The organism is Streptomyces sp. NPDC032161, assembly GCF_040636995.1.
In the GTDB taxonomy this organism is placed as follows: Bacteria; Actinomycetota; Actinomycetes; order Streptomycetales; family Streptomycetaceae; genus Streptomyces.
Genome location: NZ_JBEZVN010000005.1, coordinates 287706 through 303491, shown reverse-complemented (window position 1 = coordinate 303491; position 15786 = coordinate 287706). Strand labels below are relative to the sequence as shown.

The window sequence follows — 15786 nt, the reverse complement described above, 5'->3', positions numbered from 1 at the left end:
GTGGGGCGGCCCGGTCAGCCTCGACGGCAGAGCAGGAACAGCTCCGGCTCCGGCACGGCCGCTTCGTGCGCCGGGGTGAACAGATCGCTGCGCTCCCACAGGACCGAGAACCCGGCGGCCGTGACCGTCTCGGTGAACGACGCGGCGTCGAAGCTGGACACCCGCATCTCCTGACCCATGAAGACCACGGAGGCGTCCTCGACGTCCAGTGGCACCGTCGCGACGGCGAGCACGCCCCCCGGTGCCAGAAGCCGCCCGAGCTTCCGCAGCACCTTCGACTGGTCCTCCCGGGGCATCTGCAGCAACGAGAAATAGGCGCACACGGCGTCGAACCCGCCCTCTTCCAGGTCGAGTTCGCGAATGTCGGCGCAGACGAACGTGGCGCTCGGAACCTGACGGGACGCCAGTTCCACCATCACGGGGGAGACATCGACGCCCAGGACGGCGTGCCCGGCTTCGGCGAGGGCCGATGCCGTCGGCCGCCCCGTGCCGCTTCCGACGTCGAGGACCCTTCCATGCGGCGGGAGTTCCTCCAGCAGGCGCTGGAGCGAGGCATGGCGGGCGGGCGAGCCGGCGAACGCCCGCTCGTACTCCTCCCCCAGCGCGTCGAACACTGCGGCGGCCGACCGGCCGTGGTCGTCGTCCATCGTTGTGGCCCTTCCGTTGCTCCGGCACCTCTTCGTGATCGCCATCATTCCTGATGTCTAACGGGTCCCGGCGCACCTGCGCATGACGTCGCGTCAGCGCGTATCGCGTCGTGCGCCGCTCCGGCCCCGGGCCGACGGGACCGGTTCCGGGTCCATAAACCGGTTCCGTGCCGACGAGGTGCGTCACTACACTCGCCGTCGATCACGCGCCGTGCACGTCGTTCCGGCGCACGCCGTGAAGGACGAGGGGAGAGCGGCCATGCGTCACCGCACCGCCGTCGTCGTCCCGGTTCACGGTTCGAGGTGATCCTGGTGTCCTCGTGTTCCCGGTGCCCGCTGCGCGGCCGGCACCGGATGCCCGTGGCGAGCAACTGACCCCCGCCCGAGGCGAATCGCCCTCCGGGTGACCGCGCGGCGCCACGCCGTGCCGCGCCGGGGGTCTTCGCCCGGCCCGGTCACGGGCCGGACCGTCCGGGAATCGCGCCGCCCCGATCAGGAGACTCCCGAAAGGCCATGGGCCGTGCGCACCAACCCCGACCGTCGTTCCACCAGCCCGCTCGACCGCATCCGCAACCTGGGCATCCTCGCCCACGTCGACGCGGGCAAGACCACCGTCACCGAACGCGTCCTCCACCTCACCGGCACCACCCATAGACGGGGCGAGGTGCATGACGGGACCACGGTCACCGACTTCGACCCCCAGGAACGCGACCGCGGCATCACCATCTTCGCCGCCGCGGTGAGCTGCACCTGGGACGACCATCGCATCAACCTCATCGACACCCCCGGACACGTCGACTTCTCCGACGAGGTGGAACGTTCACTGCGCGTCCTCGACGGGGCGATCGCGGTGTTCGACGCCGTCTCCGGGGTCGAGCCGCAGAGCGAGGCGGTGTGGCGGCAGGCCGACCGGCACGGTGTGCCCAGGATCGCCTTCGTCAACAAGATGGACCGCACCGGCGCCGACCTCGACGCCGCGGTCGCCCTCGATACGCGAGCGACTGGGTACGGTGCCGCTGGTCGCGCAGATGCCGATCGGTGCGGAGGACGGATTCACCGGAGTGGTCGACCTGCCGCGCATGCGGTCCCTGGTCTGGGAAGGCGACCGCGGCCGGTACGAGGAGGGGCCGGTTCCCCGACCGTGCCGGTCCGGTGGGGGCCGGCGTCGGCCCGCGCTCACACCGTGCGCAGGGCCGCGGCCTCCGCACGGGCCCGCAGTGCGGCTTCCCGCTCGCCTGCCAGGCCGTGGGCCTGGGCCAGTGTGTCGAGGCCGACGGCCAGCCAGGTGCTGGAGCCGATGTGCCGCCAGATCCTGACGGCGGCCTCGGCGCGTCTGCGGGCGGGCGCCGCGCGGCCGGCCGCGAGTTGTGCCTCCGCGAGCGCGTACAGGGTCGCCGCCTCACCCCAGAGGTTGCCGAACTCCCGGTAGGTCCACAGGCTCTTCGCCAGCAGGCGGCGCCCCTCGTGGTGCTCGCCCAGGCGGACCAGGACGTCGCCGAGCCAGCAGGTGGCGTGGGTGGCGGTGAGCCGGTCGCCGAGGTTCTCGCTGATCACCGCCGCCTGCCGGTAGGCGTCGGCGGCCTCCCGGTAGGCCCCGCGAGACCGGTGGCTCTGGCCCAGGCAGCGCAGGGCCTGCGCCTCCCCGGGCAGGTAGCCCGCCAGCCGACTGGCCCGCAGGCACTCGGTGAACCGCGCCACCGCGGCCTCGACATGCCCCCGCTCCAGGTCGATCACGCCGAGCCCGTTGGTCGCGTACACGAGACAGTTGACGTTCCCCGCCGAGCCGGCCAGTTCGACGGCCGCCTCGAAGTGGAGGACGGCGGAGTCGTACTCTCCGAGCAGTCGGTACACGTACGCCAGCCCGGCCGTCGCACTGGCCCGGTACGTCGGCTCCTGCCCCTCGGCGAGCAGGAGGGCCTGCTCGAAGTGGTGCAGTGCTTCCGGGTACCGGTCGAGGATGGTGGTGAGCTCTCCGAGGCACCGGTGGAGTTTCGAGGCGCTGTGCTCGTCGCCGCTGCTCAGCGTCGCCTTGAGCGCCCGGCTCTGGAGCCGTTCCCAGTCGTCGAAGTGGCTGCCGACCTGGAAGAAGGCCGTGAGCGCGGTGGCGAGGCCGGCGGCGGGCGCGGTCTCACCCCGGTCCAGGGCCTGTTCGGTGACGCCCACGAGGAACTGGCGTTCGTCGTCGAACCACGCCAACGGGTCGGCGAGCAGGGCGCCGGTGTCGGCCTCGGGGAGCCGCCACGAGGCCAGGTCCTTCTGCGGGATTCCCTGGAAGTCGACGCTGAGGGTGCCGGCCGCGAAGTCGGTGAGATGCAGACTCGCCCCGAGCAACCGGTCCAGCGCGCCCGCACGGTCGCGGTACGAGAGGCTCCGTTCGGCGTGCTCCCGGGCGAACAGCCGCACCAGATCGTGCAGTTGGTAGCGGATTCCGGTGGCGCCGACCGCTCCGGTCTGCACCAGGTGCACCTCGACCAGATCGTCGAGAACGGCCTCCGCCTCGGACAGGTCCACGTCGAGGAGTGCGGCCGGCGCCCAGGGGGCGAAGTCCGGTCCCGGCAGCAGGGCCAGCATCCCCAGCGCACGTTGTGTCGCCTCGGCCATCCCCCGATACGTGAGTCCGAGGCTCGCCCGTACGGCGATGTGGCCGACGGCCAGCTCGTCGAGCTTGCGCTGCTCGTCGGCGAGGGCGCGGGCCACCCTGTTCAGGGGCCAGTGCGGTCGTGCGGCCAGGCGCGCCCCGGCCACCCACACCGCCAGGGGCAGACCTCCGCAGGTCTCCACGATGGAGCGGGCCGCTTCGGGCTCCGCCCCGGTCCGCTCCGGTCCCAGCATCTCGCGCAGCAGGGCGAGTCCCGTCACGGAGCCGAGCACACCGAGCGCGATGCGACGGCCGCTCATCTCCGCCAGCGTCGTCCGGCTGGTGACGAGGGCGGCGCAGTGCCCGCCGCTCGGCATGAGGTCCCGTACCTGCTCCGCGTCGGCCGCGTTGTCCAGGACGACGAGCACCCGGCGCCGGGCCAGCAGGGTCCGGTAGAGGTGGACGCGGTCGGCCAGTTCGCCGGGGACGCTCCCGCCGCTCGTGCCGAGGGCGCGGAGGAAGGTACCGAGGACCGCGAACGGCTCGGCCGGCTCGTCGCCGAAGCCTCGCAGGTCGGCGTGGAGCTGTCCGTCGGGAAAGCGGGCGGCGAGCCCGTGCGCCGTGCGCACGGCGAAGGCCGTCTTGCCCACCCCGGCGGGTCCCGTGACGAGCAGCGTCACCGGACCGGCAGTGTCCCCGTCGAACAGCCGGTGCGCCTCGTTCAGCTCGGCCTCCCTGCCGACGAACAGCGACAGGTCCGGCGGCAGGAGACGCGGGACGAGCTGCCGTCCCGCGGCGTTGCCCGGGGGGACCGCCGCGCCCGACTCGTGGGCCGGCTTCGCCGCGTCGAGCCGCGCGACGGGGCGGACCACGGCCAGTTCGGGGTCCGCCGCGAGGATCCGCCCGTGCAGCCGCCGCAGTTCCGCACCCGGGTCGACCCCGAGCTCGTCGGCGAGCAGCCGCCGGGCGCGCTCGTACCCGTCCAGCGCCTCCGCCTGCCGCCCGCAGCGGTACAGGGCCAGCATCAGCTGCCCGACCACTCGTTCGTCGAGTGGCCGCTCGGCCGCCCGGGCGAGCAGCTCGGTCACCAGCCGGCCGTGCTGCGCCAGGCGCAACCGGACGTCGACCAGCTCCAGTTGCGCGGCCAGCCGCTCGCCGTCGAGGAGATCGCGCTGTGCGTTGAACCAGGGAGTGTCCACGCCGTCGAACGCGCTGCCCCGCCACAGGTCGAGGGCCTCTCGCCAGAGCGCCTCGGCCCGTTCGTCGGTGCCCGCCTTCCGGGCCAGGCCCGACAGCTCCCGGAAGCGGTGGACGTCCACCGACGCGGGCTCGACGGCCAGCCGGTAGCCGCCGCCCCGCTCCCGGGTGAGGGCCGCGGCCTCGCCCGCCAGCACCTGCCTCAGCCGGGAGACGTATCCATAGAGTTTCGTGCGGCCGTTCGTCGTCCCGGCGTCGCCCCAGACCCGGTCCACCAGCGTGTCGGCCGACACCACCCGCTCCGCGTCGACGAGGAGCGCCGCGAGCACCCGCCGTTGCACCGCGTGCCCCGCGTCGACGGGAACACCGTCCCGCCGCACCTCGATGGTCCCGAGAATCCCGAAGAACGTGGCCACCGACACCCCCCTTGAGCCGACCGACAACCCCCACGGCCACTCTGGGTGCCGCCGGTCGGCCGGGCCAAGACGGATTCAAGCTTTTCCGAAGGTTCACCGACGGCCACCCCCGCACCATGACCGTACGGCCCTCGCATCGGACGGCGACGCTCCCGACGGACAGCACCACTACGACAGCCGGTGATTCGATGCGCGCTTCGAGCCGCCGGGTGGTCGACGCGATGCGTGGCGGCTTCTCCCGGGCTCACGACGGTCCGCCCACCGTCCGTGCGCGGACCGTCGCGATGCGTCGCCTTCGGTCGGCCGGCCCGTCCGTGTTCCAGGCGTGCGACCGCACGGGGATCCCCACGCCCCCGAACGCACGAAAGACCGCCCTCTCGTCATGAGAGAACGGCCTCCGACCTGCGTCTCCGCGTGGTCGGGACGACAGGATTTGAACCTGCGACCCCTTGACCCCCAGTCAAGTGCGCTACCAAGCTGCGCCACGTCCCGCTACCCGTCTGACCTGGGTTTTCCCCTGGCCGAACGCGCATGAGAACAATACCGCACTCAGGAGGGTGGTCACGAACACCTTTCCTGCCTTGACCTCAACCACGCTTGATGTTCAAGGCTGGATACATGAAGAGGACCACAGTCACGACGACCGGCCACTACGGCGACATGAACCGGCTGATGAGCCTGATGACGGGGGACGAGAAGCACGGCCCCGCCGCGACCTCCACCCTGGACGTGCTCTGGGTGCTCTACGACAAGGTGCTGCGGGTGACGCCCAGCACCGTCGACGCTCCCGACCGTGACCGGTTCCTGCTGTCCAAGGGGCACGGGCCGATGGCGTACTACGCGGTGCTGGCCGCGCACGGCTTCTTCGGCGAGGAACTGCTGCCCGGGTTCGGCACGTACGACTCGCCGCTCGGACACCACCCGGACGGGACGCTCGTACCGGGGGTGGAGATCGGCAGCGGGTCGCTGGGGCACGGGCTGCCGCTCGGCGTGGGGAGCGTGCTGGGTCTGCGGGCACAGGGTCTGACCGGCCCCCGGGTATGGGTGCTGGTCGGGGACGCCGAGCTGGACGAGGGCAGCAATCACGAGGCGATCGCGTACGCGGGCCCGGCCGGGCTGGAGCAGTTGCACACCGTGGTGGTCGACAACGCGTCGGCCTCGCACGCGCGGCCCGGCGGGATCGCCGCCCGGTTCGAGGCCGCCGGCTGGTCGGTCGCGTCCGTCGACGGACGCGACCACGAGGCGTTGTTCGCGGCGTTCACCGCGCCGCACCCCGGACGTCCGCACGCGGTGGTCGCGCACGTCGATCCCAAGAGCTGACCGGACGCGCGGAACCGACGAGGACGCCACGAAACGAAAGAAGGACATTTCACATGGACACGATGCGTGACCGGTTCATCTCGACCGTCTCGCAGATGCTGGACGAGGACCCCCGTCTCGCGCTCGTACTGGCGGAGATCAGCCGGGACGGATTCGGACCGGCCGAGCGGGCCCATCCGGACCGGGTCGTCAATGTCGGGATCAGGGAGCAGCTGCTGGTCGGTGCCGGTGCCGGGATGGCGCTCACCGGCCTGCGGCCGATCGTGCACACCTTCGCCAGCTTTCTGGTGGAGCGCCCGTTCGAGCAGGTCAAACTGGACTTCGGCCATCAGGGGGTGGGCGGAGTGCTGGTGAGTGCCGGGGCCTCGTACGACTGGCCGGCCGGTGGCTTCACCCATATGGCGCCGGGCGATGTCGCGCTCATGGACACCCTCGACGGCTGGACGGTCCATGTCCCGGGCCACCCGGACGAGGCGGAGGCGCTGCTGCGGCAGGCGGCGGCCGGGGACGACCGGGTGTACGTGCGGCTGTCGCTCCAGTCGAACGACCGCGCGCGGCCGGTCGGCGCGGGCACCGGCTTCACCCCGGTGCGGGAGGGCACGGGCGGGGTCGTGGTCGCGGTCGGGCCGATGCTCGACAACGTGCTCGCGGCGACCGAGGGGCTCGACGTGACCGTGCTGTACGCGACGACGGTGCGCCCGTTCGACGGGGCCGGGCTGAGGCGGGCGGTCGGCGCCGACCGCGCCGCCGACGTGGTGGTCGTCGAACCGTATCTGGCGGGGACGTCCACGGCCGCCGCCAACGACGCGCTCGCCGACATGCCGCACCGGGTGCTGGGGCTCGGGGTGGGGCGGGCCGAGCTGCGCAAGTACGGGGAGATGGACGAGCACCTGGCCGCGCACGGTCTCGACGCGCGGGGGCTGCGGGAGCGGATCGGCGCCTTCCTGGGCCGGTGAAGGGGCCGGGGCGGACGGGACGGGGGGAGGCCGGTGCGGTGACCGGAAGGCGGTGAGGTGACCGGAGCGGTTGCCTGCGGGACCCGGAGGCAACCGCTCCGGTCACGGCCGGGGCCGGATGCGCGTCGCCGTCCACGAGCCGGGGCGCGGGGACGGGTGCCCGCGCACGGTCGTGATCAGGGCGACGTGCCCCTGTCGGCGGCGTACGGCCACGGCACCGCCGGGGCGGGAACGGGGCGGCCTCGGCCGAAGTACGCCGAGTGCGCGTACTCACCCGCGACCTGCTCCCCGTGGAGCGCGTTGCACTCCCCCGTCACGGACCGTTCGGCGCCGCTGCACCACATGAGCGAGTGGTCCAGGTCGAGGGTCAGCCGCCCAGTGTGCACACAGCCGTACGCGTCGGTGCGCAGCCCCAGGACATAGGACGACCTGGCCGGTGCGCCGGTCCGGGCACCGGCCAGCGCCAGGGCCTCGATCAGGCGGGCTTCCGGCGTCGGGTCCCGGTGGCTGCTGCCCAGCTCCCAGCCCGTGTCGAGCTCGTCGCACGGGACTGCCTCGGCCAGCCAGAGCACGGGGCGGTGTCCGTCGCAGGCCACGGTGCCCCGGTCCGGGCCGAGAAGGTCCACCGCGGCGCGGAACAGCGCCGAAGCCTCCGGCCTCTCCGAGAGGACGTAGTTCCATCCCGGCCGCGCCCACGTGTCGGTGCGGGGGCGGGCGGGGACCGGTTTCGTCCCGGCCGAACGGCGGCGGGACTCCAGGACGGGGGCGACGCGGCCGTACTTGCGGAGCACGTCCAGCTGCCACAGTCCGCCCGTGCCCACCCAGCCCACGCGGGCCGCCAGGAGCCCCCTGTCACCGGAAAGCACGGATCGGGGGGGCGGCCGCGGCCCGTGCCCCCAGAGCGTCGTGATCGCCCAATCACCCATGGTGCGGGGCATCCTATGGGCGCAGGCGCCGGACCCGCCATGGCGTCGTCGTACGCGACCGCTCCCGCCGGCGCTCCCCGTCGCCCGGCCGCGCCGGCCACGCGCCGGGCCGCCCCTCGTCCGGCACGAGGGGCGGCCCGGCGCCCGCGGAGAGCGGGCCGTCACGGGTGGACGAGCACCTGGGACAGGCCCACGCGTCCCGTGCCGGAGGCCACGATCCGCACCGTACGGGTCCGGCTGTCCAGGTCCAGGACGGTCGGGCGCGACGCCTTGCCGCCGACGTGGACCGTGGCGTCGTCCGTGACGACGTCGAAGTCCCCCGTCGTGGACGACGAGTCGTTCCAGATCTCGATCCGCCGGATGTGTTTCCTGGCGCCTAGGTCGACCTCCCACCGGGCACCGGCCTCGGACAGGGTGCGGGTGTCCGTGGTGGTGTCACCGTCCAGGGCGAGGGCCGCGACCGCCGTCCCTTCGGTGGAGGACTGGGTGGCCGTTCCGGCGCGGGCCAGGTCCGTGCGCAGCCGCTCGACCGGGCCGCCGCGGGCTCCCGCCCGGGCGGCGACGGAGACGGCTTCGGCCGGGAGCCGGTCCAGTCCGGTGCGGTTGTCCGTCATGACCGAGCCCTCGCCGCCGAGCGGGGGCGCGGCCGTGTCGGTCCAGTTGCCCCGGACGGTGTTGTGGATGCCGTAGTCGGCCCAGTTGGAGACCCACTTGTACCCGACGCGGGTGATGACGTTGCGCTCGACGAGGATGTGCGAGGACTGTTCGTCGAGGTAGACACCGTTGCCGTCGCGCTCGGTGTTGCCGAATGCGGAACGGTTGATGTAGTTGCCGGAGACGACCGTGCCCGGTTGGGCGCCCTGGGTGTAGATCGCTCCGCCGTCGTGCTGGGCCTTGTCGACCTCCATGACGTCGGTGATGCGGTTGTTCGTCACCTTGTTGTCGCGCAGGACCGACTTCTGCGCCTCGGGCTGGTTCCAGCCCCAGCCGACGGAGATCCCTGAGTACGGGAGGTGCTCCAGCGTGTTGTGGTCGACGGTCAGCCCGGCCTCGTAGCCGGCCCAGACACCCACGGAGTCGGTGTACTCGACGCCGGTGCGGGTGATGGTGTTGCGCGCGACCGTGTTGCGCTCGCCCGCGAGTGCCGCGCCGGGCAGGGGTTCGGTGTCGCCCACGTACACCGCGCCCGAGGACAGGTCGCTGAAGGAGGAGCGGGTCAGGGAACTGTCCTTGGTGCCCGCCTCCAGGATCGCGCCCGCCCCGCCGAGCCGGGCGAACCTCGTGTCGTCGAGGCGGATGTGCCGGCCGCCGCGGACCGTGACGGCGGCGGCCGGCTTGGTGTAGAAGCGGCCCGCGTGGTCGACGGGGCCCGTGGCGCCGGTCAGGGTGAGGCCGGCCTGTGTGCCCGCGTAGCCCTCGTCGGTGCCGGGCTGGTGGTACGCCGCGTACGCGAAGCCGATCCCGCTGACGGTGATGTCGTGGGCACCCTCGATCAGGAGCAGCCGCTCGGTGTGCGGGGTGACGGTCCGGGCGCGGCGCATGTCCTCGCCCGCGCGCGGCAGGTACGTGACCGTGCGGGCCCGCGAGTCCCATACGAACTCGCCGGGATCGTCGAGGAGTTCGCGAGCGTTCTCGAAGAACGCGACACCGGTGTAGCGGGCGGAGTCGACCGTGGTGGTGTCCCAGGAGGGGCCGGTGCGGTCGGTGCCGCTGGACGCGTTGGTCCAGCAGGGCCGGGCGAAGGACAGGGTGTCGCCGTCGACCCCGGTGATCCGGCAGTGGTAGTCGCGCCAGCGGATCCGGACGACGGCCTCGGCGTCGGTGGGGCGCCGCCAGCGGTCGATGCCGGTGGCGGTGGCGCCGGTCATGCCGTCGGCGGTGGCGTCGCAGACGCTCGCCGGGCATGCCTCGCCGCGTGCCCGGACGGCGCGCTCGCCGTCGACGAAGAGCTGCCGGGGGGTGACCCCGGCCGGGACGTCGGCGGTCCAGGTGCCGTCGGCGCCGGGCCGCCAGCCGGTGATGTCCCGGCCGCCGGAGAGGACGGGGCGGGCGCCGGGCGCCGCGGTCCAGGTGACCGTGTGGCCGTTCTTCCCGGAGTCGGCGGCGCCGAGCCGGAGGGGTTCGGTGAGGCGGTACGTCCCGTCCTTCAGCAGGACGCGGACGTCGCGCCCGGTCTCGGTGCGGGCCCGGTCGCGGGCGCCCTCGAGGGTGCAGGGGCGGGCGGCCGTGCAGGCGGTGCCGTTTCCGTCGGGGGCCGCGTACAGGGTGCGGGCGCCCGGTGCGGCCAGGGCCGTCGGGGCGGCGAGGAGGGCGGTCAGAAGGGCGGCGGTGGCGGTGGCGGCGGTTCCTCGGACGACGTGCGGGGGACGGCGTTTCACGCGGATGCCTTCCAGTCGGGCCGGCCGGGCATGGGCGGGTTCACGGCTCCGAAGAGCCAGTCGCGCAGGAACGGGTCGAGGGACCGGTCGCCGGTGACGTCGACGGTGTGCCGGATGAAGGCCTCGCTGGTGTACGTGGAGTCCTTGAAGCGCCGCACCCATTCGCGCATGACGCGGTCGAACCTCTGCTGCCCGGTGCGGAGCCGGAGGGCGTACAGGACCAGTGCGCCGCCGTCGTAGATGTTCATGCCGCCGAGCGCCTTGGGGAGGCCGGGCGGGCCGTCGGTGGCGCGGACGGCGTCGAGCTTGGCGTACGTGGCACGCATCTTGTCGTCGAGGACCGACCAGCCGCGCTCCTCGCCGTACAGGCCCGCGTAGTACACGGCGGGGCCCTCGTTGAGCCACGCCTGCTGCCAGTCGTTCGGGGTGACGGAGTCGCCGAACCACTGGTGGACGAGCTCGTGGACCATGGTGGTCTCGTAGCCCGGCTGTCCCTGGGCGTTGAGCTTGAACCAGTTGGTTGAGAACAGGGAGAGGGTCTGGTTCTCCAGGGCGTCGGTGTAGCCGTCGTAGATGTGGACGCCGTAGACGGAGAAGGGGTAGCGGCCGAACTTCTGCTCCAGCCAGGCGAGATGGTCGGGGGTGCGGGCCACGATGGGCGCGTACTTGTCCTCCTGGCCCTGCGGGACGATGTGGCGCAGCGGCAGCCCGCGGTGGCTGGTGCCGTACAGATAGGTGCCCTTGACGACGGCGATGCCGATGAGTTCGGTCGCCATCCGCTCGCGCAGGGCGAAGTGCCAGACGGCGGAACCGTCGGCGCGCGGCGTCCTGTGGAGGAGTTCGCCGTTGGCGGCGGCCACGTAGCCCGGCGGGGCGCTGATGTGGAAGGTCCAGGTGGCCTTGTCGGACGGGGTGTCGTTGCAGGGCAGGAAGGTGTCGGCGCGGGAGGACTGGGCGGCGGAGGCGAACCCGCCGTCGCTGCCGAACTTCCAGCCGGTCAGGCCGAGTCGGGGGTCCTTTCCGTTGCCCCGGTAACGGATCTCGGTGGTGAACGCCTGTCCTCGGTGGAGGGGACGGGCGGGGGTGACGGTGAGTTCCTGGCCGCTCTGTCCGGGCGCCAGTTCCCATCGGGCGGGGCGGCCGGCGACGGTGACGGAGTCGATGGTGTGGCCGTCGGTGTCCAGGTTGAACGCGGAGAGGTCCTGGGCGGCCTTGGCGTGGATCTTCACCACTGCGGTGAAGTCGTAGGTCACCGGGGTGAAGTCGAAGGTGAGGTCGTAGTGGACGACCTGGTAGCCGCCGTTGCCGAGGGTCGGGAAGAGCGGGTCGCCGACGCCGTCGGAGCCGGGCTTCGGGTCGAAGCCGCGCGAACGCGCGGCGGCGGGCGAGCCGAGGGCGGGTACGGCGGCCGCCGCCGCGACCGCCGCGCCGCCGAGCCGGAGAACCGCGCGTCGTGTCGTCACTTCTTCCCCTTCTGGACGGCTTCCTCGAACTCGCCGCGAGCCTTCTCGCCGCCCTTGGCCAGGTAGTCCTTGATGAGCTGGTCGTAGGCGGACATGGGCTTGCGCCCGGCGATGATGTCCTTGAGCGCGTCCTGCTTGAGCGTGTAGAGGCTGCCGGTGCCCTTCGAGTCCCAGGTGGGTGACGAGTACTGGAGCACCGGGTCGGTCACCATCATCGGGATCATCTTCGTGAACGTGTCGTGGACGTGCCGGACGCCCTGCTCCGAGTCGGCGCTGAAGATCGCGGGGACCGCGGAGGCCATGAACTTCCACGGCACGGTGACGTCCTGGGTGCCCTGCTTGGTGAGTGCCGGGTTGCCCTTGGCGTCACGGGTGAAGTCGGTGCCCTCCACGCCGTAGTTGATGAGCGTGTACTCCTGGCTGCCGAACGGGGAGGCGGCGAAGTCGGCCAGGGCGAGGATCTGCTTGACGCGTTCCTCGGACGCCTTCTTGACGTGGGTGTTCTCCAGTTTGACGTTGTCCATCCAGGCGACCGCGTCCTTGCCGACCGGGACGAACGGGCGCGGGTCGTACGTCTTGTCGATCGCCTTCATGGCGGCGACGTAGCCGACGCCCGGCGCCAGGTAGGTGGGCATGCCGTCGTAGACGTAGGCACCCTTGCCGTTCTTGAACATGTCCGTGTACTGGGCCTTCTGCGCCCCGGACATCTGGAGGGTGCCCGGGTAGTAGCAGCCCGCCTTGTACAGCAGCCGGGCGGTCTCCACGGCCTTGCGGTACTCCGGCGTCTCCAGGTCGAGGGTGAACTTCCCGGACTTCTCGTCCAGGCGCCAGGACGAGGGCGCGCCCGCGGACATGGCGAGCATGGTGGTGGCGCCCGCGATGATGGCGTACTGGTCCTTCTTCGGCCGGGTGAGTTCCTTGCAGAGCTCGACGAACCGGTCGAGGTCGGTGATCTGGTCGAGGCTGGTGACGCCCGCCTCCGCGAACAGGTCGTGGCGGTAGAAGCCGGCGCCGCCGGTGCCGGTGCGGGCGATCGGGATGCCGTACAGCTTCCCGCCGAAGATCGCGGACTGCCAGGCGGCCTTCGGGATCGCGGCCAGGTTCGGGTAGTCCTTGACCTTGTCCCCGGCGAGGTACGGGGTCAGGTCGGCGCAGGTGGCCTGGAGGAAGGCGGCCTTGTTGTCGACGCCGCCGCTCTCCGGGTACATGAAGAGGTCGGGCAGGCTGTCGCTGGCGACCATGGTGGAGAACTTGGTGCTGTAGTCGTCGGCGGGGACGGCGGTGATGTCCACCCGGCCGCCGAGCAGCTTCTCGATCGCCTGCCAGGCGGCGTTCTTGCCCCGTGCGGGCGGCGGCGGGGAGAACGTCTCCATCGTCGCGCTGATCGGCTGCGCGCCCTTGAGCGGGGCGCCCTTCGTGGCGCGCAGCGGCTTGGCCGGGTAGCGGAAGAAGCCCTGCGGGACCCCGGCGGCGGTGCCCTGGAGGTCGGGCGCGAGGCCGATGTTGCGCACGGCGGTGTTGGGGAGCAGCGAGGCGCTCTTGGCCTCGGCCTTGGCGGTCGTGCCGCCGTCGCCGCAGGCGCTGAGCAGCGGGGCGGCGGCCAGTCCCAGACCGACACCGGCGCCCATGCGGAACAGTGCTCTGCGGTTGATGGGGGTGGAGCTCGACACCTGGATCTCCTTGGGAGAGGGGAAGGAAGGAGTGGGGGGAGGTGGCTGCGCTCAGCCCTTGACGGCGCCGGTGAGGACGCCCTTGGTGAAGTAGCGCTGGAGGAACGGGTAGACGCAGAGGATCGGTACGACGGCGATCACCAGGACCGCCATCTGGACGGCCTGCTGCGGGGCGAGGACCTCGCCGGCCGAGGCCGCGTTCAGGCTCTGGCCCTGCAGGACGTAGGTGCGCAGCACCATCGGCAGCGGCCACTTGTCGGAGTCGTTGAGGTACAGGAGCGCGTTGAAGAAGGCGTTCCAGTACGTCACCGCGTAGAAGAGGCTGATCACGGCGAGGACGGCCTTGGACAGCGGAAGGACGATCCGCACCAGGATGCGGAAGTCCCCCGCACCGTCGACCTTGGCGGCGTCGTACAGCTCCTCCGGCAGGTTCATGAAGAAGGACCGCAGGACCACCAGGTTGAAGGCGCTGACCAGGGTGGGCATGACGAGCGCCGCGTAGGTGTCGTACAGGCCGAGGCCCTTGACCAGCAGGAAGTTCGGGATGATGCCCGCGTTGAAGAGCATCGTGAACAGGGCCGTCATCAGGATGAAGCGGGAGCCGGTGACGTCGCGCCGGGAGAGTCCGTACGCCATGCCGATGGTGACCAGCAGGCTGGCGAGGGTGCCGAGGACGGTGATGCCGACGGAGACGACCAGGGCCCGGGTGACGACTCCGCCGGTGAAGATGGTGCGGTAGGCGTCCAGGGTCGGGTGGTCGGGCCACAGGACGAGGCCGGAGCTCTTGATGATGTCGGTCTGCGAGGCGAAGCTCGTGCCGATGACGCCGACCAGCGGGTAGGCGACGGCGAGGACGACCACGACGACGGCGACGGCCTTGGCGGCCTGTCCGAGGCGGGTCGGGCGTTCCATCCACGGGGGCCGGCCCTCGGACGAGCGGGCGGGGGCGGCCGGAGGCCGCGGTGTGGTGGTGGGGCGCGTCGTGGCGCGCGTCTTCTCAGCGGTCAGCACCGCGGTACACCCCTTCGTGGCCGAGGCGGTGGGCGAACTTGTTGGCGCCCAGGACGAGTGCGGTCCCGATGACCGCCTTGACGAGACCGACGGCGGCGGCGACGCCCCAGTCGTTGTCCTTGATGCCGTGGTAGTAGACGTAGGTGTCGAGCACCTCTCCGGCGTCCGGGCCGACCGCGTCGCGCTGGAGCAGGATCTGCTCGAAGCCGACGGAGAGGATCTGCCCGAGGTTGAGGATCAGCAGCAGGATGAGTACGGGGGCGATGCCCGGCAGCGTCACGTGCCACAGGCGGCGGGCCCGGCCCGCGCCGTCGATCGCGGCGGCCTCGTACTGTTGTCGGTCGATGTTCAGCAGCGCGGCGAGGATGATGATCGTGCCCCAGCCTGCGTCCTTCCAGGCCACCTGGAGGGTCAGCAGCCAGGGGAAGGCGTCGGGGTCGCTCATCATGTCGTAGCGCGGCAGTCCCAGTCCGTCGAGCACGTCGGGCAGGAGCCCGGCGCCGCCCAGGATCTGCTGGAAGATCGAGACGATGATGACCCAGCCGATGAAGTGCGGCAGGTAGACGACGCTCTGCACGAAGCGCCGGACACGGTCGCTGGTGATGCTGTTGAGCAGCAGGGCCAGGGCGACCGGGATCGGGAAGAAGAAGACCAGCTGGACGAGGGCGATCTCCAGCGTGTTGAACGTGGCGGTCCAGAAGGCCGGTTCGCTGAACGCCGCGGTGAAGTTGGCGAAGCCCACCCAGGCGCTGTGCATGTAGCCGAGGTACGGCTGGTAGTCCTGGAAGGCCACCACGTACCCGAGCAGCGGCACGTAGTGGAAGACGACGAAGTACAGCAGGCCGGGCAGGGTGAGCAGGAGCATCACCCGGTCCCGCTTGAGCCGCTGCCGGAGCGTCAGCCGGTGCTGCGTGACGACGGCCCGTTCGGCGGGCGGCGGGGGTGTTTCGGCCTCGGGCCGCTTCTCCCGCGGCAAAGAGGGTGCTGATTCAGCCATGGGGGCGTCCTGTTCGGCTGGGTGGCGCATGGTGGGCCTTCTGGGGCGGCAAGTTAGTAAGCGGTTAACCCAAGCGTCAAGAGATCGGCTGAAAGTCATCTGGGTCGCACTCACCCATGTCGACACGATACCGGGTGATGAATCCCCAGAATTCAGCGACAGTCGGGCACTTAACCCCGGGATGCGCTTGACGGTCGGCCACCACACTCCTAGCGTTCCAGTCATCC

10 protein-coding genes, 1 tRNA gene and 1 pseudogene are annotated in these 15786 nt (G+C 71.6%); 3 read left to right on the top strand and 9 right to left on the bottom strand.

From position 1 onward, the window contains the following. Positions 1-14 precede the first annotated feature (14 nt). Entirely contained in the window at positions 15-647 is a 633-nt protein-coding gene (locus tag AB0E67_RS15560) for a class I SAM-dependent methyltransferase (RefSeq protein ID WP_362026208.1), read from the bottom strand. A 520-nt stretch (positions 648-1167) separates the two neighbouring features. Between AB0E67_RS15560 and AB0E67_RS15555 the strand changes: the two are divergent. Continuing rightward, positions 1168-1744, top strand: a pseudogene (locus tag AB0E67_RS15555) (GTP-binding protein); the annotation flags it as partial. Positions 1745-1823: 79 nt separating this feature from the next. Here the strand turns inward: AB0E67_RS15555 and AB0E67_RS15550 are convergent. After that, a complete protein-coding gene (locus AB0E67_RS15550; protein WP_362026205.1) occupies positions 1824-4838 on the bottom strand; it encodes a BTAD domain-containing putative transcriptional regulator in 3015 nt (1004 codons plus the stop codon). Positions 4839-5253: 415 nt separating this feature from the next. After that, positions 5254-5330: transfer RNA gene (locus AB0E67_RS15545), tRNA-Pro, on the bottom strand. Positions 5331-5456: 126 nt separating this feature from the next. Here AB0E67_RS15545 and AB0E67_RS15540 point away from each other — a divergent pair. Beyond that, positions 5457-6158, top strand: a complete 702-nt coding sequence (locus AB0E67_RS15540) for a transketolase (protein WP_362026202.1) — start codon at positions 5457-5459, stop codon at positions 6156-6158. A 53-nt stretch (positions 6159-6211) separates the two neighbouring features. Beyond that, the gene (locus AB0E67_RS15535) at positions 6212-7114 is read left to right on the top strand and encodes a transketolase (protein ID WP_362026199.1); all 903 of its coding nucleotides are present in this window, start codon (positions 6212-6214) and stop codon (positions 7112-7114) included. Between the two features lie 176 nt (positions 7115-7290). On the opposite strand, the gene AB0E67_RS15530 is transcribed toward AB0E67_RS15535, so the two are convergent. From AB0E67_RS15530 to AB0E67_RS15505, 6 genes are all read right to left on the bottom strand, one after another. Further along, positions 7291-7980, bottom strand: coding sequence for a hypothetical protein (locus AB0E67_RS15530; RefSeq protein WP_362026196.1), 690 nt, complete (start codon positions 7978-7980; stop codon positions 7291-7293). A gap of 221 nt (positions 7981-8201) precedes the next feature. After that, positions 8202-10418: a right-handed parallel beta-helix repeat-containing protein gene (locus AB0E67_RS15525; RefSeq protein WP_362026193.1), complete on the bottom strand. Its 2217-nt coding sequence runs from the start codon at positions 10416-10418 to the stop codon at positions 8202-8204. After that, entirely contained in the window at positions 10415-11881 is a 1467-nt protein-coding gene (locus tag AB0E67_RS15520) for a M1 family metallopeptidase (RefSeq protein WP_362026190.1), read from the bottom strand. Before AB0E67_RS15520 ends, AB0E67_RS15525 begins: the two co-directional genes overlap by 4 nt. Then, positions 11878-13551: an extracellular solute-binding protein gene (locus AB0E67_RS15515; RefSeq protein WP_362026188.1), complete on the bottom strand. Its 1674-nt coding sequence runs from the start codon at positions 13549-13551 to the stop codon at positions 11878-11880. Before AB0E67_RS15515 ends, AB0E67_RS15520 begins: the two co-directional genes overlap by 4 nt. Positions 13552-13602: 51 nt before the next feature. Then, positions 13603-14463 (bottom strand): carbohydrate ABC transporter permease, encoded by an 861-nt coding sequence (locus tag AB0E67_RS15510; protein WP_362026469.1) that lies wholly within the window; start codon positions 14461-14463, stop codon positions 13603-13605. 85 nt (positions 14464-14548) lie between these two features. Next, positions 14549-15559 (bottom strand): ABC transporter permease subunit, encoded by a 1011-nt coding sequence (locus AB0E67_RS15505; RefSeq protein ID WP_362026185.1) that lies wholly within the window; start codon positions 15557-15559, stop codon positions 14549-14551. Between the last annotated feature and the right edge of the window lie 227 nt (positions 15560-15786).